This window comes from Brevundimonas sp. (assembly GCF_041648115.1).
GTDB lineage: Bacteria > Pseudomonadota > Alphaproteobacteria > Caulobacterales > Caulobacteraceae > Brevundimonas.
Map to the genome: position 1 here is coordinate 158148 of NZ_JBAZPR010000007.1, position 23856 is coordinate 182003.

The following is a 23856-nucleotide window of genomic DNA, read 5'->3' on the forward strand; positions in this document are numbered from 1 at the left end:
CTTGACCCCAGCCGCCCGCCTCGCCGCCGCCGCCTCCGTCCTGGACTCCATGGCCCAGGGTCGCCAACCGGCCGAAACCGTCCTGAAGGCCTGGGGGGCCGCCAACCGATACGCCGGGTCCAAGGACCGTCGGGCCATCGCCGATCATGTCTACAAGGTGCTGCGTGCGCGCGGCCGGCTGTCGTGGATCATGGGGGGGCGTGAGGACGGCCGGGCCCTGGTGATCGGCTCGCTGCACGCCATCGACGGCCTGTCGGTGGAAGAGATCGAGGCCCTGCACTCAGGCGACGGCTATGGCCCGCGCCCGCTGTCGAAACAGGAACGCAGTCGTATCATGGGCGGGCAGGGCGAACTGCCCGGCTGGGTCGCCGCCGGCCTGCCCGAGTTCGTGGTCGAGGATTTCAAGGCCACCTTCGGCGAGCGTTGGACCGAAGAGGCCCACGCCCTGATGGCCCCGCGCGCGCCCATCGACCTGCGCGTCAATGACGCCAAGGCCAACCTGGACGAGGTCGAGGCCGAGCTGAAGGCGGCAGGTCTTGAGGTTTCGCGCACGCCCTGGTCCACGCTGGGCCTGCGCGTGCCGTCGGAGCCGCCGCCCAACATCCAGGCGCTGGACGGCTTCAAGGCCGGCAAGTTCGAGATTCAGGACGAAGGCAGCCAGGTCGTCTGCTGGCTGGCTGGGGCGCAACCCGGCACGACGGTGGTGGACTATTGCGCCGGCGGCGGCGGCAAGACCCTGGGTCTGGCCCAGGCGATGCAGGGGCAGGGCAAGCTGATCGCCGCCGACGTCGTCAACAAGCGGCTGGGGAACATCCGTCCCCGCCTGCAACGCGCGGGCGTCGAGGCGGACCTGGTCCTGATCGGCCAGAACGGCGGCGGGCTGGAAGCCGTCAACGGCCAGGCCGACCTGGTCTTCGTCGATGCGCCCTGTTCGGGTTCCGGCACCTGGCGGCGTCGCCCCGAGGACGCCTGGCGGCTGACGGCCGAAGAAGTCGAGAAGCTGCACGGGTTGCAGGTCCGTATTTTGGGCCAGGCCGCCAAGCTGGTGAAGCCGGGCGGCCGTCTGGTCTATGTCACCTGTTCGATGCTGGCGCGCGAGAACGAGGCCAGCGCCGACGCCTTTGAGGCCGCCAATCCCGAGTTCCGCCCCGTCCCCGTCGCCGATGTCCTGTCGGCGCCGCAATTGACCGACGCCGCCCGCGCGAGGTTCGCCGAACTGGCGTCCGGCGCGCGTCTGCGCCTGTCGCCAGCCTCGGCCGACACCGACGGCTTCTTCGCCGCCGTTTACGAGCGCACGGCATGATCCTGTCTCTGGTTCTGGCCCTGATCACCGGCCCCATGGCGGTTCAGGATCGTTCGGATACCTATTTCACCTGTCAGGCGCAGTCCAAGGGCGCGGGTTTTCAGACCTGTCTCGACAATGCCCTGGCGGACGAGGATCGCGCGCTGAACGCGACCTACCGCGCCGCGCGGCAGGGTCTGGACCGGGCTGAGACGCTGCAACTGCGCGACCGCCAACGCGCCTGGATTCGGGCGCGCGACGCGGCCTGCGACAGTCGCGCGGCGGATCAGTCGGAGCCGGCAGCGGCGATGGCTACGCGCACCGACTGCCTGCTGACCTGGACGGCGGAGCGAAGCCTGTGGCTTGAGAACACCTATCTGACGGGGTCGCGCAAGTGAGCCACGGCCTGCACCGGTTCGGACCCGTGTCCGTCCTGTGCGTCATGGCCGCGCCCGCCGAATACGGCCTGCATCTTCAGGCCCGCATCCAGCCGCTGATGACCGGCGTCGGCCCGGTCGAGGCCGCCGTGGCCCTGACCGCCGCCCTGGCGCTACTGGAGGCGGCGGGCGATCTGCCGGACCTGATCGTGTCGCTGGGGTCGTGCGGGTCGAGGGTGCTGGAACACGCCTGCGTCTATCAAGCCGCGTCGGTCGCCTATCGCGACATGGACGCCAGCGCTCTGGGGTTCGCCAAGGGCGTGACGCCGCTGCTGAACCAGCCTGCGGTCCTGTCCTTGCCGTGCCCCATTCCCGGCGTGCCGACCGCTGCGCTGTCTACGGGGGCCAACGTCGTCTCCGGCGCCGCCTATGACGCCATCGACGCCGAGATGGTGGACATGGAGACCTGGGCCCTGGTCCGGTCGGCACAGACCTTTGGTGTGCCCCTAATCGCCTTGCGCGGCGTGTCGGACGGCCGCGCCGAGCTGAAGGCGCTGGAGGACTGGACCTCGACCCTGCACCATGTGGACGAAAACCTGGCCGCCGCTCTCGACCGCCTGATCGCCGCGCTGGAGGCCGACGGCCTCGCCGCTCTTGAAATCCCGGCCCTACACGGCCAAGACCCCGCCCATCTCTCCCCGGATTCGATCACGCCATGACCACGCCGCACCAGAAGGTTCTCATCGTCGATTTCGGCAGCCAGGTGACGCAGCTGATCGCACGCCGACTGCGCGAGGCCAGCGTCTATTGCGAGATCCATCCCTTCCAGAAGGCCGAAGCGGCCCTGACTGCCATGAAGCCGGCGGCCATCATCCTGTCGGGCGGCCCGGAAAGCGTCCATGAAGAGGGCAGCCCCCGCGCGCCGCAGGCCGTGTTCGAGGCCGGCGTGCCGGTGCTGGGCATCTGCTACGGCGAGATGACCATGTGCGAGCAACTGGGCGGCAAGGTCGAGGGCGGCCACACCCGCGAGTTCGGTCGCGCCGAGATCACCGTCGAGAAGGCTTCGCCCCTGCTGGCCGACCTGGCCCCGGTCGGCGAGGAGGAGACCGTCTGGATGAGCCACGGCGACAAGATCGTCGCCATCCCGGAAGGCTTTGACGTCGTCGCCTCCTCGGCGGGCTCGCCCTATGCGGTGATCGCCGACGAGACCCGCCGCTTCTACGGCGTCCAGTTCCACCCCGAGGTGATGCACACCCCGCGCGGCCATCAGATGCTGAAGAACTTCACCCACGGCATCGCCGGGCTGAAGGGCGACTGGACCATGGCCGCCTATCGCGACGAGAAGATCGCCCAGATCCGCGAACAGGTCGGCGACGCCAAGGTGATCTGCGGCCTGTCCGGCGGCGTCGACAGTTCGGTCGCGGCCGTGCTGATCCACGAGGCGATCGGCGATCAGCTGACCTGTGTCTTCGTCGACACCGGGCTGCTGAGGAAGGACGAGGCCACCCAGGTCACCACCCTGTTCCGCGAGCACTACAACATCCCGCTGGTTCATGTTGATGCGTCGAAAGAATTCCTCAGCGAACTGGCCGGTCAATCGGACCCCGAGACCAAGCGCAAGATCATCGGCCGCGTCTTCATCGAGATCTTCGATCGCGAGGCCGGCAAGATCGAGGGCGCCGAATTCCTGGCCCAGGGCACGCTTTACCCCGACGTGATCGAGAGCGTGTCGTCGTCCAGCGGCAAGGCCCACGTGATCAAGAGCCACCACAATGTCGGCGGCCTGCCCGACTATATGAAGCTGAAACTGGTCGAACCCCTGCGCGAACTGTTCAAGGACGAGGTTCGGGCCCTCGGCCGCGAGCTGGGCCTGACCGACGCCTTCGTGGGCCGCCACCCCTTCCCCGGACCGGGTCTGGCCATCCGCATCCCCGGTGAGATCACGCCCGAGGCCGTTGAGACCCTGCAGCAGGCCGACGCCATCTATCTGGACGAAATCCGCAAGGCCGGTCTCTACGACCAGATCTGGCAGGCCTTCGCCGTCCTGCTGCCCGTCAAGACCGTCGGCGTCATGGGCGACGCCCGCACCTACGAAAAGGTCCTGGCTCTCCGCGCCGTCTCCTCCACCGACGGCATGACCGCCGACTTCTACCAATTCCCCTGGGATGTCCTGGGCAAGACCGCGACGCGCATCATCAACGAGGTCCGTGGGGTGAACCGGGTCGTCTACGACGTCACGTCCAAGCCGCCTGGGACGATCGAGTGGGAATAGTCCCGACCCTTCGGTAGCATTCGGTATCGCTTCCGAAACAGCCTCTAAAGGCCTGACAACATTGTGAATTCTGTCGAGACCCTTCGGAGCCATTCGGAGGGTCTTTTTCCGTTTTGTCGGACTGCGCGACGGTACGCGGCTGCATTGATCTGGCGGACTCGGGCTCATACCGTTGTGACATCGGGCCCCGCCCTGACGGTATTTATTCCCAGCAAGTCGTTGAGATAACTAGGAAAAAACCGTCTCGGCGTGACCGAATTCGAGGATCGACGGACAGAGGCGATTATACCGTGCTTACCGACACCGCACTGAAGAATTTGCGTCCGAAAGCAAGGGCTTACAAGATTACCGACAGGGACGGCATGTACGTCTATGTCTCGACGGGCGGCGCAATCTCATTCCGCTACGACTATCGCTTCAACGGCCGTCGAGAGACCTTGACGCTCGGTCGCTACGGTCGGGCCGGACTGACGCTGGCCCAAGCCCGCGAGCGGCTTATCGAGGTGAAGAAGGCGATCGCGGACGGGGTGTCGCCCGCAGTCGAAAAGCAGCGCGCCAAACGTCGCCTGAAGGAAGCTCAGGATTTCGCACAGGTCGCCCAAGGCTGGATGGACCGCGCGCCGATGGCGGACAGCACCCGCGACATGCGCCGGGCCATCTTCAATCGGGACGTTCTGCCAAAGTGGAAGAACCGCCTGCTGAGCGAGATCACACCTGACGACCTGCGGGCGCACTGCAAGACGATTGTGGATCGCGGGGCGCCCGCCACGGCGATCCACGTCCGGGATATCGTCAAACAGATCTACGGCTGGGCCATCCTCCACGGTGAGAAGATCGACAACCCTGCGGATGACGTGGGTCCGGCTTCGATCGCCACCTTCCGACCGCGCGATCGGTCACTCAACCCAGCCGAAATCCGGATCATGCTGATGCTCTTGGGTGAGGTGGCGACCCTGCCGACCATCAGGCTCGGCTTGAAGTTCATCCTGCTCAGCATGGTTCGGAAGAGCGAACTTCAGGACGGGGTCTGGACCGAGGTGGATTTCGACATTGCGGTCTGGTCGATCCCGGCTGCGCGCATGAAGCGCTCACGCCCTCACAACGTCTACCTCTCCACCCAGATGCTCGACATCCTCGTCGCTCTGAAGACCTGCGCCGGCAACTCGAAATACATCCTGCCGTCGCGCTATGACGCCGATGCGCCGATGTCGCGGGCGACTTTCAACCGCGTCACCAGTGCGATCGCTGAAAGGGCCGGAAAAGGTAACCTTCCGCTCGAGCCCTTCACCGTGCACGACCTGCGGCGGACGGCCTCGACCCTGCTGCACGAGATGGGCTTCAACTCGGACTGGATCGAGAAAGGGCTCGCTCACGAAGAGCGATCTTCGCGAGGCGTCTACAACAAGGCGGAGTTCGAGACCCAGCGCCGCCACATGGCGCAGGAATGGTCGAACGCCGTGGACGCCTGGGAAGCGGGCCGCGCCTACACGCCGGTTCTGACCGTGTCAGAGGTCAGCGCACCGCGTTTTGATCCGAAATTTTGAAATGCGTCGGGATGCCAGCAGAAAATGCAGGAAGCAGGACATGATCGACGCGCGGGATAAGGCTGCCGCCACCAAGCGCACGGCCGTCCGGCCGGGACTGCGCAAGCGGTCGCCGGACCTGTTGGGACTGTAGGCCATGGCCGGGCCGTATTTTCCGCCGCTGGAAGTCGCGGGGCAGACGCTCGCGTTCGACCATCTCGAGCCCTTCGTGCTGGAGATGGCCACCCAGTCGCGTCCGAACGGCGTGAAGATCGATGTCCGGTTCAGCAACCACTGCTTCAGTGAAACCTTCGACGCCGCCCAGCACGACGAAACTGCGGTCACGGTCTGGGATGGTCCGAGGCGGCGCGTCTTCTGTCCGATCCGCTATGGGCTGTCGCAGGCGCTCCCGCATATCCTGAAGGGTCTGCCGACGGCGCACGTCTATCAGACCCCGGAGGCGAACTTCCTGCGGATCGGCGTGCGCAACGACGGCGGAGCAGGGGACTACAGGGTCTTCTTTCGGGTCAAGCGCGGCGCCGACGCCGGCGTCGATCTCAAGCTCTTCGTGGAAAGCGCCTACAGCCCGGAGCCGGCGCAGGCGCTCGCCATCGCCCACATGAGCAAGGTTCGTTTCGCCGTCCTGATCGACAAGACGCTGAAAGGCGAGAAGCTGAAGTTTCACCGCAAAAGATAAGGGCGCCTGGAGGCGCCCTTATCAGAAGTCACTCGGTAGCCGCTTCCGGGATCGAAATCCCTATCTCGCTCACGCGTGGACCTCCGAAGAGGCGGGTGAGGCTGTTTCAACCGATCTGGCCTCGGGACGACATATAGCTCGCGGGGGTGAAGAAATCAATTATCGGCCATGGACGCCCCTGTCCCGTCGTCCGGGGCTCAACCATCCCCGGCTGAAGCAAGCTATGACCCGCTCGCCGCTTTCTGAATCGAGGCGCGGCTTACAGGTGCGGTCGGGAGGCGCTCGCCCCGTGGTGGACGGGGCGTGATCGGCGCAGGCGCACATCCGGAGCCTTGGCCGGCGTGACGGGGGTGCGGCGGCGTTTTTCCAGCCAGGACTGCACCTCCGACAGATCCCAGACCACGCATCGCGGCGTCAGTCGGAAGCGTTTGGGGAATTCTCCGCGCTGCTCCATCTCCCAGATGGTGCTGTCTGCGAGTGGCACCATCTGGCGCAGTTCCGGTTTCTTGATCGTTCGCGGGAGGGAATCTGAGCGGGCCATCTTTCGATCTCCATCGGCTATCCAGTCCGATAGAATCGAACCGAAACGCACCGAAGGCGAAACCCGACAGGATGCGATGTGACGTTTGCGGGACGAACCCGCCCGGACACTTCATCGCCGACCGCCGTAGACGAGGCCGCACCACACGCCGTTTAGGTCGAGGTTCAGCCGCCAAATCGTCGATGTGACGGCGGCAATCGGAACCTGACGGGGGGCTACCTGCCCGGCCTGATCGCACGGACCTTCTGAGCGAGACTGGGCCGGCCTGCCGCCGCTGCGCCGTCGACGAAGGCGTCCAGAAGGTTGGTCTTGCTGAAAACGTCGTCCAGACGCCCCATGGGTCTCCCAGAGACGCCGTACGTGCGCTGGGTTTGCTCGAGATTGGCGTCGTAGTGTTCGCCGTCTTCGCGGTTGCGCCCCAGGTAATACACCGTCTCAAGATCGGCGAGTTCCTCCGATGTCAGAAGAGCGGTCATCGCGGCATTCAGGCTCTGACGCCTTTGCTGATGCGTGGCGATAGCCTCCGGGTCCCGAGGGAAGAATGACGATCCGAGATCCGCTGTTCGGTCCTTGACAGGGTGAGCCTCTGCCCAAGCCGAAAGCGCTGCGACCGCCTTGTCGTCACTGAGGTGCTTCAGGGAGGTCTCAATCCCGACGAGCGTCGCCAGCGGACGCGAGTTTCGAATGGTCGTCAACGCTTGGCTGAACTTCCGACTCCCGAGACCAAAGCTCTCCATGACCTTTGCCTTGCGGTCGGAAAATTCGGCGTCGCCCCACCCGGAATGGGGCCCCACCATCGCCGCGACCCGCTTGAGATCCTCTCGTGAACACTCGCCGGTGTGTGCGCCGGTCAGGCGCTCCTGCTCGAGCTCCAGCACGCGGATCTTCATCTGACCCAATATCGCTTCCAACGCTTCGATACTGGTCCTGATATGCGGGAGATTGACGACCGCGAAGCCGCCCAGGCTTTTCACGCCGGCACAGTTGCTGGCGTAACGCAGTTCCTGTCCGTCGTCGTCCACGGCCGCCAGGCTCGCCACATAGGGTTCGAGCTGAGCCACCAGATCCACGATCCGCGCGTCTCCGACCTTGGCGTCCCTCAAATGCGTCCACTGGGAGCGGATGTCGTGGTCCGGCTTGTGACGCTCGGCGACCATGCCGGCGTCATGCAGCCGGTTTATCGCGAACTTCAGGGACAGTTCGATCGCATGTCGGCAGTTGTACAGGATCGGCATGGCGAGAGAGTCCCGACTGCCGAACATCTTCTTGTCGATGACGGCCACAACGAGTTCGCGCGCAGCCTCGATGTAGCCGTCGATATAGGCCTCCTCGCTGCCCTGAACGCCGATACAGGCGTTCCAGAGCCCATCGGGGATCGTCTCGAAGAAGGGGTCGGGGTTTGGAGCAGGTTCGGGCTGGGCGACGTCGGTCATGAAATCCGAATGGGCCAACGTCGGCAAGTCGGCAAGCGCGCCGAATGTCGTATCGCAATCTTCGCTCCATCGAATACGACGATGCCCCTGAAGCGCTAAGGGCTCCGCCCTCGCGCGGGCCAGGGTGAAGCGGCTGCGCCGCCGGACCGGCCGGTCTCCCCGACCTTCCGCGCCGGCGATCGTCATCATGATCATCATCAAGGTCAGGCTTGTGCAGGTCGGGCGATCCCCCTCCGGCCGGTCCGCCCTGGCCCTTGCTACCCCGGTCTCGCCGACGGGCAGGGTTTCAGGCGCGCAGTTCGCGTGCCTGCAACCCATACCGTCAAACCGGCTCAAGACGAAGACGTCCCGATACAGCGGCGGCATGGTCAGGAGAACCTGCTTGAGGTGCAGCCGGTCGACAGGCGCGTCGGCCGCTGTGACCCACATAGGAATCGCCCCTTGCATCGCCCGGTCCCGGAGGGCCATCCGGCGTCGCTCGTCGCGAACCAGGTTTAGCGCGACGCGAAGAAGCAGAGCCTTGGGGTGGCGGATATCTTCGAGGAGATAGGGAGCCAGGCGAAGATAGGTTTCCTGCACCACATCGGCGGCTTCATCGGCGCCCACACGTCCGCGCAGCCGCCTTCCCAACCACCCCGAATAGCGTCGGTAGAGCCCATTCAGGCTCGCCGCAGCGCCCGGATCCATCTCCTTCACATCGCTCAAGGCGACCTCCCGCCGGTTTTCAGGAGGCAGGAATCCGAGAGAGCGCCCGCCACGACCGGGCGCACACAGGGGTGCGCCGCGGTCACCAGCGGACGGACGCCGCGCGTCGAGGCGCGGTCGTAAAGATTGAGCTTCGCACAGGGGATTCCCGGCCCCTTCGACGCAAGCGCCGACGGCCGACAATGAATCAAAGCGAGTCCCGGTGCAAGGCGGAGGGGTCGGGCGAGGAATCCTCTGCGAAGAGGCCCGCTACTTCAGGGCGAAACGCCGCCTCCGCCACTGACGGACCCCGGCTCAAGTTGCGCCCGTATCTGACGGCGCCCGACGCCGGACTGTGTAAGCGGTCGCCAAAGCAGGGGCAATCAGTCTCTGGCGCTGGCTTCGATCCTAAGGGGCGGCGGGCCGACGTCGATTCTCCGCAACTTTCTTGCGGAGAATGCGCAACTCGCCTGTGTTGCTCGTGGCTGCTGGTCCGTTCAGCCTTCACCGGTCAATCGCGAGTGAAATCATGGCTCCGAACCTCCAACCGAATGTCGGCTCTCGAGTTTTCGCCTTGAGCCCGCGAGAGCTTGAGTGCCTGTTGTGGGTCAGTCGCGGCAAGAGCTCGGGAGATATCGGCGCCATCCTCGGATTGTCGCCGCGCACGGTCGACAGCTACCTTGAGAAGGTGTGCTCGAAGCTGCGCGTGCGCACCCGGATAGAGGCCGTCGCGGTCGCGGTGGGGGCCGGGGTTATCGAACCGGAGTGACATCGTTGGTCACACGCGATACGCGAGTTTTCCACTGAGAATCGGATCATGATTGCGCACCTGAACGGTGATCATGTCGCTTATGCCCGGAGACGTCGTCCAAGCTTTCGCCGGGGAGATCGCATCACGCGATGTGCGTCGCCTCGAATCCTATCTGTCGGAGCAGGTCGCGGCCCAGTTCGACATCGCGGGCGAACTTGTCGGACGTACGGCGCTTCTCGGCTTCTGGCGTCGGCTCTTCCAGAGCTATTCGCTGTTCGAACTTCACATCCTCAAGTCCGTCACCCAGGGCGAGCTGGTCATCGCCGAAAGCCTCTATCTGCTGGCCGCGAACCGTGGCCTCGTCATGAACGTCCGCGCTATCAACGTTTTCGAGGTTGAGAAGGGCGTGATCACTCGGTGGCGCGATCACGCCGATCTGGCCGAGGTGCCTCTGGTAGAGAAGGATCGTTGGCGTCGCCTCAGCGTCGCCCGTTGGTGAGGAGGGGAGGGGGCGGGCCGGGAACTTCTGTGTGAAGCTCGACGTCTTCACCCGTGATCGCCGCCGACGCAGAACGTCCCCTGGCTCAAGATCAAAGGCTATCCGGTCGAGGCCCGCCGGGGACCATCTTAGCCGCAGTAGGAACCAAGCCAAACCCCTGAGTGCGGTGCGCGCGCCAGAGCTTGCGGGCGCGCTCCGACGCCGCTCGAACGCCGCCAGTTGATCGGTCCACCCTCTGAGCCGCGGAACGCAGGACGAGGCTTGACAGGCCGGGGTGGTCGCGGCCGGTAGGGGGGGTGCAGTGCGAAGTCAGGATCCGGGATGAACACGTCTGAACTTCGCGACGGCCTCGAAGCCCAACAGGTCTGGATCTATTTCGCCGCCGTGATCGTCGCGACGGCCATTGGGTTCGTGATCCCGGGCACGGCGGTGCTGGAATCGGCGATCAATCCGGCGCTGGCCCTGATGCTGTTCGTCACCTTCCTGCAGGTGCCCGTCGCCGCCCTCGGCCGGGCGCTTCAGGAGTTGCGGTTCCTGGGCACCTTGCTGGCGGTGAACTTCATCGCCGTGCCCCTGCTCGTCCTGGGCCTGATGCAGTTCCTGCCGGCCGATCCCCTGATCCGTCTCGGCGTGCTGATGGTGCTGCTCTGTCCATGCATCGACTATGTCGTGACCTTCGCTCATCTGGGTCGCGCGGACGCCCGGTTGCTCCTGGCCTCGACCCCGGTGCTGCTGATCGCCCAGATGGCGCTCCTGCCCATCTATCTGCGTCTGTTCCTCGGCGCCGAGGCGGCGGCCTATGTGCAGCCAGGTCCGTTCATCCACGCCTTCGTCTGGCTGATCGCCATCCCGTTCGTTCTGGCGGCGCTGGTCCAGACCTGGGCGGCCCGCAGCAAAATGGGCGAGCGAGTCTCGTCTGGTCTCGGCCTGGCGCCGGTGCCGGCCACGGCCTTGGTGCTCTTCATCGTCGTCGCCGCGGTCATGCCGCAACTCGGACAGACCCTCGACCGGACCCTGAGTGTCGTGCCGGTCTATGTCGCCTTCTCCGTGCTGGCGCCGCTCATCGGATGGGCCGTGTCGCGGCTCGCACGGCTGACGCCGGAAGCCGGCCGCGCCGTCGCCTTCAGCGCGGGGACCCGCAACTCGCTCGTGGTCCTGCCGCTAGCCCTGGTCGTGCCCGGCGCCATCCCCCTGGTCCCGGCCATCATCGTCACCCAGACCCTGATCGAGCTCCTGGCGGAGTTGGTCTACATCCGCGGCATCCCCGGGCTGGGACGTCGGCCAGCCTGATCAGGGGAAGTTAAACCTTGATTGTTTCCATAGTTCGACTAATTCGGAATTATGGAAACGGAAGCCTCGATTCTCGCTCTCGCCGCCTTGGCGCAGTCCACGCGGCTGGAGGCGTTTCGCCTCCTCGTGCGGCACGAACCCGAAGGTCTGGCGGCCGGTGACATCTCGAACCATCTGGCGATCCCGCCCAACACTCTGTCGTCCCATCTCGGCGTCCTGACCCGCGCGGGGCTGATCAGGTCGGAGCGGCGCAGCCGCTCGATCATTTACCGGGCCGACCTGGACCGGTTCCGCGACCTGGTCCTGTTCCTGCTCAAGGACTGCTGCGGGGGCAGGGCGGACCTCTGCGAGCCCCTGCTGGCCGAACTCGCACCCTGCCGCCCCTGAGGATCCCATGGACGTCGTCATCTATCACAATCCCGCCTGCGGGACGTCGCGCAACGCGCTCGAGCTGATCCGCCATGTCGGCATCGAGCCGCACGTCGTCGAGTATCTGAAGACCCCGCCGTCGCGGGCCATGATCGCCCAGCTGGCCGAACGCACCAGCGCGCCGCTGCGCGACCTGTTGCGCGAAAAGGGCACGCCCTTCGCCGAACTGGGCCTCGGTGATCCAGGCCTCAGGGACGATCAACTGCTCGACGCGATCGAGGCCCATCCGATACTTCTCAACCGCCCGATCGTCGTCAGTCCCATGGGCGTTCGACTCTGCCGGCCATCGGAGGCCGTGCTCGATCTTTTGCCCGACGACGATCTCAAACCCTTCACCAAGGAGGACGGCGAGGTCGTCATCGACGCCGCCGGCCAGCGGGTGAAGCGATGATCGACACCCCCGTGACGACTACGTCGCCGCGTCGCCTGTCCTTCCTCGACCGCTGGCTGACGCTGTGGATCTTCGTGGCCATGGGTCTCGGCGTGGCTCTGGGGACGCTGGCGCCGGGTCTGCCCGCCTGGATCAATAGCCTCTCGATCGGCACGACCAACATCCCAATCGCCGTCGGTCTCATCCTGATGATGTACCCGCCGCTGGCCAGGGTCCGGTACGAGGCGCTGCCGCGTGTCTTCGCCGACAAGCGGGTGCTGGCCCTGTCGCTGTTCCAGAATTGGGTGCTGGGCCCGGTGCTGATGTTCGCGCTGGCGGTGATCTTTCTGCGCGATCAGCCGGAATACATGACCGGCGTCATCCTGATCGGACTGGCGCGCTGCATCGCCATGGTGCTGGTGTGGAACCAGCTGGCGCGGGGCGATAACCAGTATGTCGCCGGTCTCGTCGCCTTCAACTCGATCTTCCAGATCCTGTTCTTCAGCCTCTACGCCTGGATCTTCCTCACCGTCCTGCCGCCCCTGTTCGGCCTGCAGGGCAGTGTGGTGGACGTCAGCGTCTGGACCATCGCCGGGGCGGTCCTGGTCTACCTCGGTCTTCCCTTCCTGGCCGGCTTCCTGACCCGTCGCAGCCTGATCGCCCGCCGGGGCGCCGATTGGTACGAGCGGCGCTTTCTGCCGCGCATCGGACCGATCACCCTGATCGCCCTGCTGTTCACCATCGTGGTCATGTTCAGCCTCAAGGGCGGGGAGGTGGTGGCCCTGCCGCTGGACGCCCTGCGCATCGCCATTCCGCTGACGATCTACTTCCTTGTGATGTTCGTGGTCAGCTTCCTCATGGGCAAGCTGATCGAGACCGACTATCCGCGCACCACCGCCCTGGCCTTCACCGCGGCCTCGAACAATTTCGAACTGGCCATTGCCGTCGCCATCGCGGCCTTCGGCCTGACCTCGCCGGTCGCCTTTGCGGCCGTCATCGGTCCCTTGGTCGAGGTGCCGGTGCTGATCCTGCTGGTGTCGGTCGCGCTGTGGATGGGACGCCGCTGGTTCCCGGATACGGCTCCGCCGGCGGACGCGGCCTGATGGTCGTCCTGCATCTCCTGGACGCGGATGACGTCGGCCTGATCGCGGCCCTGCGCGGCGCGGGTCTGCCCGAGCCTGGCGCTGGTCGATACTTCGCCGCCCACGAACACGGCGGCATCGCCGGCTATGTCGGCCTGGAAGGGGAGGGGCAGGATCTCCTGCTGCGCTCCCTGGTCGTGCTCGCCGACCTGAAGGCCCAAGGGATCGGGAGCCGCATACTGACCGCCGTCGAGGCCATGGCGAGCGATCTGGGTAGCGAACGGCTTCACCTGCTCACCACGACGGCCGAGCTATTCTTCGCCCGGCGTGCTTTCGTCTCCGCCGAACGGGCGTCCGCGCCCCTTGCGATCCGGCAAACCCGCGAGTTCGCGGACGTCTGCCCGGCGTCAGCGGCCTATCTCATCAAGGACCTCTGATGACTTTCGCCCGCCTGCGGCCGCTGCCGGATCCGGATCACCTGCCGGCTCTGGATGCAGCCTATCTGTCCGCCGACCCCGCCCGGGGGCTAGGTCCGACCGATCCGGCGCCGCGGATCCTTCTCTTGTACGGCTCGCTGCGCGAGCGGTCGTATTCGCGGCTCTGTGTCGAGGAGGCGGCCCGTCTGCTGCAGCGAATGGGATGCGAGACCCGCATCTTCGACCCCTCCGACCTGCCCCTGCCGGGCGCGCCCGGCGACGACGACCACCCGGCGGTGCGCGAGCACGCTTTCTGGTCGGAGGGCATGGTCTGGTGCAGTCCGGAACGGCATGGCCAGGTCTCCGGCCTGATGAAGCTGCAGATCGACCATCTGCCGCTCAGCCTGGGCGGCCTGCGCCCGACCCAGGGCCGCACCCTGGCGGTGATGCAGGTGTCGGGCGGGTCGCAGAGCTTCAACGCCGTCAACACCCTGCGCCTGCTGGGCCGCTGGATGCGGATGATCACCATCCCCAACCAGTCCAGCGTGGCCAAGGCCTTCCAGGAGTTCGACGAGGCCGGCCGGATGAAGCCCTCGGCCTACTATGAGCGGATCGTCGATGTGATGGAGGAATTGGTGCGTTTCACCATCCTCACCCGGCCGCACGCGGCCCAGCTGGTGGACCGCTATTCCGAGCGCAAGGCGGCCGGGATTCCCCTCGACGCCGCCTCCGATCTGTCGGGGATCGTCATCGCGCGCCAGGCGTGACCTCCCCTCGACCACGCGAACACGCCTCGCATTCCTCCCGCCTTAATACGGACCTTGACGCCATGGCCGCGGCGGCCGCCGAGCATCGCGATGGCCGTAACTCGCCAGAAGTGGCGAAAGGCTATTCTCCGGGTGACGTTCTCATCCTGACGAACCTCCAGGCCCTTGCCGCGCTTAGCAAGGGGGACCAGGCGCGGGCCGTCCGGCCGAGAACAGTAATGCCCGAAGCGGAATAGGAGCAGGACGTGCCTCGCAACGCAGCCGATTTCCTGTCGATTTACCAGCAAGGCTTCGCGAGGGTCGCTGCGTGCCGTCCCGTTTGCAGGATCGCGGATCCGGCGTTCAATCTGGAGCAGACCCTGAGGCTCGCCCGTGAGGGGAACGAGGCCGGGACCGCGTTGATGGTTTTCCCGGAGCTCGGCCTGTCGGGCTATTCCATCGACGACCTGTTTCTGCAGCGGGCGTTGCTGGACGAGGTCGAGCGGCAACTCGTGAACCTCGTGGCCGAAAGCCGCGATCTCCACCCGGTCATACTGGTCGGCGCGCCCCTCCGTCGTGAGGGACGGCTGTACAATTGTGCGGTGGCTATCCACCGGGGGCGGATCCTTGGCGTGGTGCCAAAGGGCCATCTGCCCAACTACCGCGAGTTCTATGAAAAGCGATGGTTCGCCTCCGGGCGGGATGTGGAAGGCGAGATTACGATCGGGGGCGAGACCGTTCCATTCGGAATGGATCTGCTGTTCCAGGCCGACGACGTCGATGGCCTGATCTTTCATGTCGAAATTTGCGAGGATGTTTGGGCGCCCGCGCCGCCCAGCGACTTCGCCGCGCTCGCCGGCGCGCTGATTCTGACGAACCTGTCGGCAAGCAACATCGTGGTGGGAAAAGCCGACACGCGGCGAAGACTTTGCGAACTGCAGTCCGGCCGCTGTTGGGCGGCCTACATCTACTCCGCGGCCGGGTATGGAGAATCGACGACCGACCTGGCCTGGGACGGACAGGCCTGTATCTACGAGCTGGGGGCGCAGCTCGCGGAGACCGAGCGCTTCAGCCTGGGGTCCCAGATGGCCGTCGCGGACATAGACGTGGAACGGCTGCAGCTGGAACGTATGCGTACCGGCACCTTTAACGAGGCCGCGATCGCCAACGGGATGCCCGACCGGCGCTTTCGCCGGGTGACCTTCCATCTTGATCCGCCAGTTCACAACCTCGGCCTGCAACGACGCATCGACCGTTTTCCCTTTGTGCCCAACGATCCCTCCCGCCTCGACCAGGACTGCTACGAGGCGTTCAACATACAGTTGAGCGGGCTGGCCAAGAGGCTTGAGGCGACCGGAACAGCCAAGATCTGCATCGGCGTGTCCGGAGGGCTGGATTCCGCGCACGCCTTGATCGTCGCGGCCAAGGTCTTCGATCTGCTTGGACGTCCGCGCACGGACATTCTCGGGATCACAATGCCCGGCTTCGGCACGAGCGCGAGGACCAAGTCTAACGCCTACGCCTTGATGAACGGGCTCGGCGTGACCGTCGAGGAAATCGACATCAAGCCGCTCGCCCAGCAGATGCTGCAGGACCTGCGCCATCCGTTCGCGAGGGGCGAACCTGTGTACGACACGACGTTCGAGAATGTGCAGGCCGGGCTCCGGACAGACCTCCTGTTCAGGGCCGCCAATCAGCGGAACGGCATGGTGCTCGGCACCGGCAACATGTCCGAGCTCGCGCTCGGCTGGTGCACCTACGGCGTCGGCGACCAGATGAGCCACTACAACGTCAACGGCTCGCTCCCGAAAACCCTCATTCAACACCTCGTCCGTTGGACAGCGGCGAACCGCCTGTTCGACCCCGCGGTGTCCGACGTCCTGCTCGACATCCTGGCGACAACGATTTCACCGGAGCTCATCCCGCAGACGGCCGAGGGCGAGTCGCAGAGCACCGAAGGCAAGATCGGCCCCTACGAGCTCCACGACTTCTGGATCTACTATCTCACCCGGTTCGGGCTGCGGCCCTCCAAGATCGCCTTCCTGGCCTTGCACGCCTGGCAGGACGCCGCCGCCGGGCACTGGCCGCCGCGCTTTCCGGACGAGCAAAAGCGGGCCTACCCCATCGGGGCCATTCGCAGCTGGCTGGAGGTGTTCCTGCAGCGCTTCTTCGCCAATCAGTTCAAGCGCTCGGCCATGCCGAACGGACCCAAGGTCACAACAGGCGGTTCACTGTCGCCGCGGGGCGACTGGCGCATGCCCTCGGACGCTCATGGCCAGGTCTGGATCGACGAGCTGCAGCGCAACGTGCCGGAGGTTCTTGATCCCGCAAGCGACGATCTTCCTGCGAAAGAACCCAAGGCGCCGCCCGCCGGGGGCAAACCCATCGTCCGATAAGGCCGTCGCCCGGCTGCGAACTCCGGGGTCGGAGGGGCGGTTCAGGAACCGGAAGCCGGCGCCTGCCCATCCGGCGCCCGGCGGGGCGGAAGATTAGGTGAAGGGCTGGCGACCCTAGCCGATGTCCGCCGGCCGCGCGCCCTTCGGCGCCGCATGCCGGGAGAAGCCGACCACGAGGATGGCGATCGTCAGCAGCTGAACGGCGACGCCTTCGACCGTCGGGTAGAGGCCGAGGATTTCGATCCGGGGGATCCAGGCCAGCGGGTGGACATCGAGCCAGCCTGCCTCCTGCAACGCCGCCACCCCCTTCCCGACGAGGACGACCGACAGGATGGCCATGAGGATCGAGCTCAGGGAGAAGAACCGGCCGATCGGCAGGCGCTTGCTGTAGGCCAGCAGGGCCCAGGCCACTACGGCCAGGATGACCACCGCCGTCAGGGCGCCGGCCAGCATGCCGAGGTGGCCGCCTTGGCTCCAGATCGCCGCATAGAAGAGGATGGTCTCGAACACCTCCCGGTAGACCACGACGAAAGACAGCAGGAACAGGAACCAGGCTGACCGTTTCGACAGCGCGTGGGAGAGCTTGTCGCGGATATAGGTCTGCCAGGCGTCGGCGTGCGACTTGCCGTGCATCCAGATGCCCACCGAGACGAGCACGACGGCGGCCAGAAGCGAACCGAACCCTTCGGTCAGTTCCCGGCTGGCGCCGCTGATGGAGATGAAGAAGGTCGCGGCCGCCCAGGTGGCCCCGCCGGCGACCAGCGCGGCGACCCAGCCGCCGTGGACGTAGCGCAGCACCTCGGGCCGTTCGGCCTTCCTGAGGAAGGCGATCATCGCCACCACGATGAGAAGGGCCTCTAGGCCTTCGCGCAGGAGGATGGTGAAGGCGCCGAGGAAGCTGGCGACATTGTCCGCCTCCTGGGGCGCGAGGGCCCGCTCGGCCGTGTCCAGCAGGGCGTTCGCACGCGCGACCCGACCGGCGACCTCCTCGGCGGGCGCACCCCGGCTGATCGAGACGCGCAGCTCGGTCATGGCGGTCTCGACCCGGCGCAGCAGGGCGCCGTCCCGGGCGCCGAGGGCCGGCTCGATCGGCTCGACGCCGTCGAGGTAGGCGGACAGCGCCGCGTCGGTGGCGGCCTTGCGATCGCCCCGTCGATAGGCGGCCTCGCTCTCCGCCAGGCGCGTCCGCGCCAGGGTCAGCGTCGATCCGGCCGGGCGCGCCGCGGCCTCGGGATGACGTCGCAGATAGGCGGTCAGGGCCCGCGCCCGGGGTTCGCCGAGGCGGGTGGCCAGCTCGGCCGGCGTGGTCTGGGTGAGGGCTGCCAGGTCGGGGAAGGCCGCGCGGACCGCCGGATCGCCGTCCCACAGGCGCTTGCCCTCGGCGGCTTCGGCGTCGGTGAAGGCGAAGCGGCCGACATAGAAGGCCAGCGCCCAGCGGTCCTCGGCCGGCAGGTGCGAGAAGCTGGCCATCGCCGTGCCCTCCAGCCCCTGGTCGATCACCTGGTAGAGCCCGAAGACGCTGCGCTGGCGCGCGCGCTCCACGTCGGCGAAGGCGATCGCCGGCGGATCGAGCCCTTCGGCGCCGGGGCCGTCGGCGCGCCCGGTCACGCCGTGGCAGACCGCGCACTGCTCGGCGTAGAGGGCGGCGCCGCGGGCCAGGTCGGGCGGGAACGAAGGCGCAAGCGGGCTCGGATAGGCCGCCAGCACCGCGCCGGCCAGGGCCTTGGCCCGGGCGCCGACGACGGCCGGATCCGCCTTGTCCCGGATGGCCGCCTGCAGGCCCTCGGCGTCGCGCATCAGGGCGGCCTTGGCCGGGTTGGCCGGCAGGGCGTCCAGACGCGTCCGGATCTGGGTGCTGAACTCGATCATCTCGCCGTATTCGGCCGGGTTGACGACCTCGCCGTCGGCCACTGCGCCGGCGTAGTCGACCGCCACATAATCCAGCAGCCGCCAGGCGACCTGGGCCTCCGAGGCGGACGGCGCCTGGGCGAGGGCCGGGGCGGCCAGCCCTAGGGCGAACAGCAGGGTGAGCAGACGGAGCAGAGGACGCATGGGAGACCTAGTTGTGAGCGGCTCGCAATAGCATTCAAGCGACGCCGCTGTCGCGTCTAAACCGCGGACGCGCCCGGGCCCGCAGAGGCGGCCGCGATCGCGGCTTCCGGCGGGTCAGACCTCGTAACGCGCGGCCGTCAGAGGTGGATCGTGCGCTCGGCTACCGCCAGGCAGGCTTCGCGCAGGGCTTCCGGCAGGGTCGGATGGGCGTGGCTTGTCCGCGCCAGATCCTCGGCCGCCGCGCCGAACTGCATGGCGGCGACCGCTTCATGGATCAACCCGCCGGCCTCAGGGCCCAGGATGTGCACGCCGAGGATCTTGTCCGTCGCGGCGTCGGCCAGAACCTTGACCAGACCGTTCTTCTCCAGACGCGCCTTGGCCATGGCGTTGGCGGAGAAGGGGAAGCGCCCCACGCGGTAGGCCACGCAGGCCGCCTTGAGGTCGTCCTCGGTGCGGCCGACCGAAGCCAGTTCCGGCCAGGTATAGACGACCGCCGGAATCGTTCCGTAGTCCACATGGCCCGCGCCCCCCGCCAGGCGTTCGGCCAGGGCGATCCCTTCCTCCTCCGCCTTGTGGGCCAGCATGGCGCCGCCGATGACGTCGCCGATGGCGTAGACCCCGTCGGCGCTGGTCCGGAACCCTTCGTCCACCGGAATAAAGCCCCTGCGGTCGGGCGCAATGCCGACCGTTTCCAGATCGAGCCTGGCGGTTGCGGGCCGTCGGCCGATGGAGACCAGCACGACATCGGCCTTGATGGTTCCTCGCGCGCCATCGCCCATGGGCTCGACGTCGAGGACGACGTCGTCGCCCTCCATCCGCGATCCGACCACCTTATGCCCAAGGCAGAACTGGAAGCCCTGGGCCTCGAGCACCTTGTGCAGCGCCGCCGACATCTCCGAGTCGACGCCGGAGGCGATCCGGTCGAGCACCTCGATGACCGTGACCTCGCTGCCGAGCCGACGCCAGACCGACCCCAGCTCCAGTCCGACGTAGCCGCCGCCGATCACCGCCAGATGGCGCGGCGCCGCCGTCAGGCTCAGGGCGCCGGCGGAGGTGACGATCCGCCGCTCGTCGATGGGCAGGTCGGGCAAGGTCGCCGCTTCCGATCCGCTGGCGATGACCACCGCCTTGCTGGCCTGCACCTCGAAAGCGCCGTCCGCGGCGCGCACCTCCACCCGGTCGCGCGCCAGCAGCCGCCCGCGGCCCTGGAAGCGGGCGACCTTGTGCTTGCGCAGGAGGTAGGCGACCCCTTCGCCAAGCTCGGTCACCACCTTGCCCTTGTGCCGCATGACACCGTCAAGATCGGCCCGCACATTGTCTACCATGACGCCGAACGCTTCGAGATTGCGCGCCATCTCCAGCCGCTCGGTGGCCTGGAGCAGCGCCTTGGACGGAATGCACCCGATGTTCAGGCAGGTCCCCCCGAGCAGTTCGCGGTCGTCGATGACCGCCACCGACAGGCCGAGCTGGCTCGCCCGGATCGCACACGGGTATCCGCCCGGCCCGCCGCCGATGATCACCAGGTCGTAGGAGGTCGTCGAACGGCTCATGGCGTCAGCCTTTGCTGCGAGTGGATGGGAGAGAAGGGCCCCGGCCAGCCCGAGGAACCGGCATCAGGCGCCCCCCTCATTGAGGGCCGCGTCGCGCGTCTCCATTCGGAACCCGCTTCCGGGGAGGGCCGGCAGGCGGCGGAAGTCGATCTCCAGATCCTGATCCGGCAGCCGGTAGTTCAGGTCGGCGAGCAGGCCGACGGCGCGCTCCATCAGCTCCACGACGATCCCTTCGCCAGGGCAACGGTGACCGGTCGCCGCATCCCCACCGCCCTGGGGGATGAGACCGAACGGATCTCCGGAGCCGTCGCTGAACCGCTCCGGCCGGAACGCCTCGGGATCAGTCCAGTGTGCGGGATCGTGATTGGAGCCATAGAGGTCGAGGACCACCTGACGGCCCTCCGGGAAGACCAGGTCGCGCCAGCGAAACGGCGCGCGCACACGCCCGATCACTGCCGGGAAGAACGGATAGAAGCGTCGGACTTCCTGGACGAAGGCGCGGCGACGTCCGGCGTCGGCGTCGGCCAGACGGGCCGCATCCGGGTGAGCCTGCATCGCGTGCGCCACAAACACGATGTAGACCGAGGTCGCGACAGTCGGCCGCAATACATTGGCCAGTTCGACCGCCGCCGTGTGGATCGGCAACGGTTCGCCGTCCGCGGCGCGGGTCCAGGCCCAGGCGTGGGCGGCCGTGTCCGGATCCGGCGACAGACGGCCGGCGCGAATGTCTTCAATGATCGAGCCCAGCCAGGCGTCGACGCGGCGACGCGCGTGCCTCGACCACAGATGCCGGGGGCCCCGCGATCCCGCCGCGTCGAACAGCGCCCTCAGGTGACGGACCCGCTTCGCTTCGTCGTGCGGCTCAAGCGGCACGCCGGCCCAGCCGCAGACAGCCCGCGTCAGCACCGGCTGCAGGGCGTCATAGAGCACGATGTCCTCCTCGCCGGCCCATTCGACGGTCGCGCGCCGCCACTCCGCTTCGAACAGTTCGCCCAGCCGCGCGACACGGGCTGGCGACATCAGGGAGATGAACACGCCCTTGCGGGCGCGGTGGGCCTCGCCGTCCAGTCCCTGAACGCCGCCCTCGCCGAGCAGCGTGCGGCGGACCGGCGCCGGCATGGCGCCCGCCCGCACGATGCGGGTCTCGTCATAGAAAATCCGCGCCGCCTCGCGGCCTCTCAGACAGGTCGTCTCCTTCAACGCCAGGCGGGTCTCGACGACGTCGGCGCCGGCCTGCCCGAACAAGTGGGAAAGGCGCCGATAAGGGTCCATCAGCAGGGCCAAGGTCTGGTCGCTGTGTCGCGAGGTCGGCCGATGCGTCATCAAATCCTCCAGAAGGACGGGTGGTCCGCGACGGGAGCCGTCAATCGCCTCAAAACGTCACGGTGGGCCAATGGCTCCGGGGTCTTTGCGCCTTCCGATCTTCCACAGGGTCAAGGCGGCGCGGACGGATCGTGCAACGCCTCGATCACCTTGCAGGCGGAGACCCGGCCCCCGGCGCATTCCGTCGTCATCCGTGAGAGTTCGCGCTGGAGGGCGCGGAGCCGGGCGATCTTCTGCTTCACATCGGCGAGATGACGTTCGGCCAGGGTGCTGGCCTCGGCGCAGGGCCGATCGGGGTGATCCGACAGATCAAGCAAGGAGCGGATCGAATCCAGATCGAAGCCCAACTGGCGGGCATGCCGGATGAATGACAGGCGGCGCTCCGCCGCGTCGTCATACATGCGCCGGTCGCTGGCGGTGCGCGGCGGCGCCGGGAGCAGGCCGATCTCTTCATAGAAGCGGATGGTCGGAACCTTGACGCCCGTGGCGGCGGCCAGCTTGCCGATGGGGCGCAACCCGGACGAGGCGGGAGAGGGGAGGGGCATCGCGTCAGCTCGCAACGGCGGGTGAAAGGCAGAAGTCGGCGGGGCGAGGAGGGGTCATCGGCCCAGCCCCATCAGCGCGAGGGCGATGCCGAAGGCGGCGATCGTGGAGGCGCCGGTGAGCGCCATGCCGAAGGCGCGGGCCGCCGCGCCCCGCGCGTAACCCAGGGCGAAGAACACCCGTCCGACCAGATAGAGGGCCACCAGCACCGGCAGCAGTACCATCTCCTCGCCGCGCAGCACGGTGGCGAGGACCAGGTGGGCGCCGACCGCCAGGACCGTCTGTTCGAGCGAGTTCTGCAGCACGGCGGCGGGCACCGCGAGCCTGGCGCTGGGCGCCGCGTAGGCGGAGCCGGGCCGGTCGGCATCGGACCGGAACCGGAGGCTGGCCACCACCCTCAAACACCCCGCGAGCCAGAGGAAGACCGGGAGATCCGCCTTCAGGGCATAGGCCAGGCGATCGGCCGTCGCCATGTCCCGCGCCGCGCCCAGAAGCGGCGGCGGGAGCCAGAGCCAGGCCGAGGCCAACGCTGCGACCGTGATGACGATCGCCGGCGCCGAGCGGACGGCGATCGCCTTCTGTTCGGCGGAAAACCTCATCGCGCCGCCCGTCCCAGGGTCGGGGACGCCGCGCGGCTGTCCGAGCCCCGGACGGTCAGGAGGAGCAGCGCGACGCCGCAGACAATGGCCGCATCGGCGAGGTTGAAGGTCGGCCAGTGCGCCTCGCCCCAATGCAGGTCGATGAAGTCAGTGACCGCGCCGAAGCGCAGCCGGTCGAGCAGGTTGCCGATCGCTCCGCCGGCGATGAGGCCCGCGGCGGTCGCCGTTAGGGCGCTGCGCGTGCGCCAGATCCAGGCGAGCAGGGCGCCGATGATCACGAAGGCCACGGCGCTCAGCGCCCATCGTCCCACGTCGCCCGAGCCGGCGAACAGGCCGAAGGTGACGCCGGGGTTGAACCCGAGACGCAGCGCGAGAAACGGCGTGAGGTCGATCGGAGCGTCCAGCTGAGCGCGCGCTGCGGCCTTGGCGGCCTGATCCACGACGGCGACCACCGCCGCGAGCGCGAAGGCGATCGTCTGCAGGCGGCGGGGAACGCGTCGGGTCGGGTGCATGGTGATCATGAAGCCTCCAATGGATTTCAACTGATTTTGGGCCCTCTAGTTACTAGAGGATCAAGCGGGTTTTATCTGACGGGCGTTTCTTTCATGGAAGCCATGCATTCTCGGCATGATCGTCTAGCCAATGGGAGATGCATGCTTCTCGCGAAAGGGTAATCCGATGACTGAACCCCCTCTCGTCCTGTGCACTTCCTCGCCCGGCTGCAGTTGCGGCGTGGCCTCCAGGTTCGACGGCGCCACCCCGCCTACCGGCGCATCCTGATGGCGGTGATCGCCGTCAACGGCGCCGCCTTTATGGCCATAGCCAGCGGCGCCTCCCTGCAAGGCTCGGCGCCCCCTGGGCGCCAATGTGCTCGACTTCCTGGCCGACGCGCCACCTACGGCATCAGCCTGGCCGTGATCGGACGTTCGGTCGCCGTGCAGTCCGGGGCGGCCAATGGCCAAGGCGCCAGCCTCGTTGCGTTGGTGCTGTTATTCCTCAGC

At 67.0% G+C, this 23856-nt stretch carries 23 protein-coding genes and 1 pseudogene; 16 read left to right on the top strand and 8 right to left on the bottom strand.

Annotated features, from left to right (window positions below; translation table 11 throughout):
* Position 1 precedes the first annotated feature (1 nt).
* The 6 genes from WC597_RS08345 (at position 2) to WC597_RS08370 (ending at position 6151) form a co-directional block, all read left to right on the top strand.
* Positions 2-1303: an RsmB/NOP family class I SAM-dependent RNA methyltransferase gene (locus WC597_RS08345; protein ID WP_372692897.1), complete on the top strand. Its 1302-nt coding sequence runs from the start codon at positions 2-4 to the stop codon at positions 1301-1303.
* The gene (locus WC597_RS08350; protein ID WP_372692898.1) at positions 1300-1680 is read left to right on the top strand and encodes a lysozyme inhibitor LprI family protein; all 381 of its coding nucleotides are present in this window, start codon (positions 1300-1302) and stop codon (positions 1678-1680) included. The genes WC597_RS08345 and WC597_RS08350 overlap by 4 nt, the downstream gene beginning before the upstream one ends.
* The gene (locus tag WC597_RS08355; protein ID WP_372692899.1) at positions 1677-2378 is read left to right on the top strand and encodes a 5'-methylthioadenosine/S-adenosylhomocysteine nucleosidase; all 702 of its coding nucleotides are present in this window, start codon (positions 1677-1679) and stop codon (positions 2376-2378) included. The genes WC597_RS08350 and WC597_RS08355 overlap by 4 nt, the downstream gene beginning before the upstream one ends.
* Positions 2375-3931, top strand: coding sequence for a glutamine-hydrolyzing GMP synthase (gene guaA / locus WC597_RS08360; protein ID WP_372692900.1), 1557 nt, complete (start codon positions 2375-2377; stop codon positions 3929-3931). Before WC597_RS08355 ends, guaA begins: the two co-directional genes overlap by 4 nt.
* A 290-nt stretch (positions 3932-4221) precedes the next feature.
* Positions 4222-5475, top strand: a complete 1254-nt coding sequence (locus tag WC597_RS08365; protein ID WP_372692914.1) for a tyrosine-type recombinase/integrase — start codon at positions 4222-4224, stop codon at positions 5473-5475.
* A 136-nt stretch (positions 5476-5611) separates the two neighbouring features.
* Positions 5612-6151, top strand: a complete 540-nt coding sequence (locus WC597_RS08370; protein ID WP_372692901.1) for a hypothetical protein — start codon at positions 5612-5614, stop codon at positions 6149-6151.
* Between the two features lie 259 nt (positions 6152-6410).
* Here WC597_RS08370 and WC597_RS08375 read toward each other — a convergent pair whose 3' ends face one another.
* Both WC597_RS08375 and WC597_RS08380 read right to left on the bottom strand, forming a co-directional pair.
* On the bottom strand, positions 6411-6692 hold the full coding sequence (locus tag WC597_RS08375) for an AlpA family transcriptional regulator (RefSeq protein ID WP_228184604.1): 282 nt from the start codon (positions 6690-6692) through the stop codon (positions 6411-6413).
* 215 nt (positions 6693-6907) lie between these two features.
* Positions 6908-8830, bottom strand: a complete 1923-nt coding sequence (locus WC597_RS08380; protein WP_372692902.1) for an RNA polymerase sigma factor — start codon at positions 8828-8830, stop codon at positions 6908-6910.
* Positions 8831-9266: 436 nt separating this feature from the next.
* Between WC597_RS08380 and WC597_RS08385 the strand changes: the two genes are divergently transcribed.
* From WC597_RS08385 to WC597_RS08425, 9 genes are all read left to right on the top strand, one after another.
* Entirely contained in the window at positions 9267-9578 is a 312-nt protein-coding gene (locus WC597_RS08385; RefSeq protein WP_372692903.1) for a helix-turn-helix transcriptional regulator, read from the top strand.
* A gap of 73 nt (positions 9579-9651) precedes the next feature.
* Entirely contained in the window at positions 9652-10059 is a 408-nt protein-coding gene (locus WC597_RS08390; protein WP_313003958.1) for a nuclear transport factor 2 family protein, read from the top strand.
* Between the two features lie 321 nt (positions 10060-10380).
* Entirely contained in the window at positions 10381-11349 is a 969-nt protein-coding gene (locus WC597_RS08395; protein ID WP_372692904.1) for an arsenic resistance protein, read from the top strand.
* Between the two features lie 51 nt (positions 11350-11400).
* On the top strand, positions 11401-11736 hold the full coding sequence (locus tag WC597_RS08400) for a helix-turn-helix transcriptional regulator (RefSeq protein WP_134581265.1): 336 nt from the start codon (positions 11401-11403) through the stop codon (positions 11734-11736).
* Positions 11737-11743: 7 nt separating this feature from the next.
* On the top strand, positions 11744-12169 hold the full coding sequence (gene arsC / locus WC597_RS08405; protein ID WP_134581264.1) for an arsenate reductase (glutaredoxin): 426 nt from the start codon (positions 11744-11746) through the stop codon (positions 12167-12169).
* Positions 12166-13251, top strand: a complete 1086-nt coding sequence (gene arsB / locus WC597_RS08410; protein ID WP_134581263.1) for an ACR3 family arsenite efflux transporter — start codon at positions 12166-12168, stop codon at positions 13249-13251. Before arsC ends, arsB begins: the two co-directional genes overlap by 4 nt.
* Positions 13251-13667: a GNAT family N-acetyltransferase gene (locus WC597_RS08415; RefSeq protein ID WP_134581262.1), complete on the top strand. Its 417-nt coding sequence runs from the start codon at positions 13251-13253 to the stop codon at positions 13665-13667. The genes arsB and WC597_RS08415 overlap by 1 nt, the downstream gene beginning before the upstream one ends.
* The gene (gene arsH, locus WC597_RS08420; RefSeq protein ID WP_372692905.1) at positions 13667-14413 is read left to right on the top strand and encodes an arsenical resistance protein ArsH; all 747 of its coding nucleotides are present in this window, start codon (positions 13667-13669) and stop codon (positions 14411-14413) included. The genes WC597_RS08415 and arsH overlap by 1 nt, the downstream gene beginning before the upstream one ends.
* A gap of 245 nt (positions 14414-14658) precedes the next feature.
* Positions 14659-16788: an NAD(+) synthase gene (locus tag WC597_RS08425; protein ID WP_372692906.1), complete on the top strand. Its 2130-nt coding sequence runs from the start codon at positions 14659-14661 to the stop codon at positions 16786-16788.
* A 114-nt stretch (positions 16789-16902) separates the two neighbouring features.
* Here WC597_RS08425 and WC597_RS08430 read toward each other — a convergent pair whose 3' ends face one another.
* The 6 genes from WC597_RS08430 to lspA form a co-directional block, all read right to left on the bottom strand.
* Positions 16903-18840: an FTR1 family protein gene (locus WC597_RS08430; RefSeq protein WP_372692907.1), complete on the bottom strand. Its 1938-nt coding sequence runs from the start codon at positions 18838-18840 to the stop codon at positions 16903-16905.
* A 137-nt stretch (positions 18841-18977) separates the two neighbouring features.
* Complete coding sequence (gene lpdA, locus WC597_RS08435; protein ID WP_372692908.1) at positions 18978-20390, bottom strand: dihydrolipoyl dehydrogenase; 1413 nt, start codon at positions 20388-20390, stop codon at positions 18978-18980.
* Between the two features lie 63 nt (positions 20391-20453).
* Positions 20454-21713: a cytochrome P450 gene (locus WC597_RS08440; protein ID WP_372692909.1), complete on the bottom strand. Its 1260-nt coding sequence runs from the start codon at positions 21711-21713 to the stop codon at positions 20454-20456.
* Between the two features lie 110 nt (positions 21714-21823).
* Entirely contained in the window at positions 21824-22228 is a 405-nt protein-coding gene (locus WC597_RS08445) for a helix-turn-helix domain-containing protein (protein ID WP_372692915.1), read from the bottom strand.
* Positions 22229-22312: 84 nt separating this feature from the next.
* Positions 22313-22855, bottom strand: coding sequence for an MAPEG family protein (locus WC597_RS08450; RefSeq protein WP_372692910.1), 543 nt, complete (start codon positions 22853-22855; stop codon positions 22313-22315).
* Complete coding sequence (lspA, locus tag WC597_RS08455) at positions 22852-23376, bottom strand: signal peptidase II (RefSeq protein WP_372692911.1); 525 nt, start codon at positions 23374-23376, stop codon at positions 22852-22854. The genes WC597_RS08450 and lspA overlap by 4 nt, the downstream gene beginning before the upstream one ends.
* Before the next feature lie 258 nt (positions 23377-23634).
* On the opposite strand from lspA, the pseudogene WC597_RS08460 reads away from it, so the two are divergent.
* Positions 23635-23856 (top strand): annotated as a pseudogene (locus WC597_RS08460) (cation transporter); the annotation flags it as partial.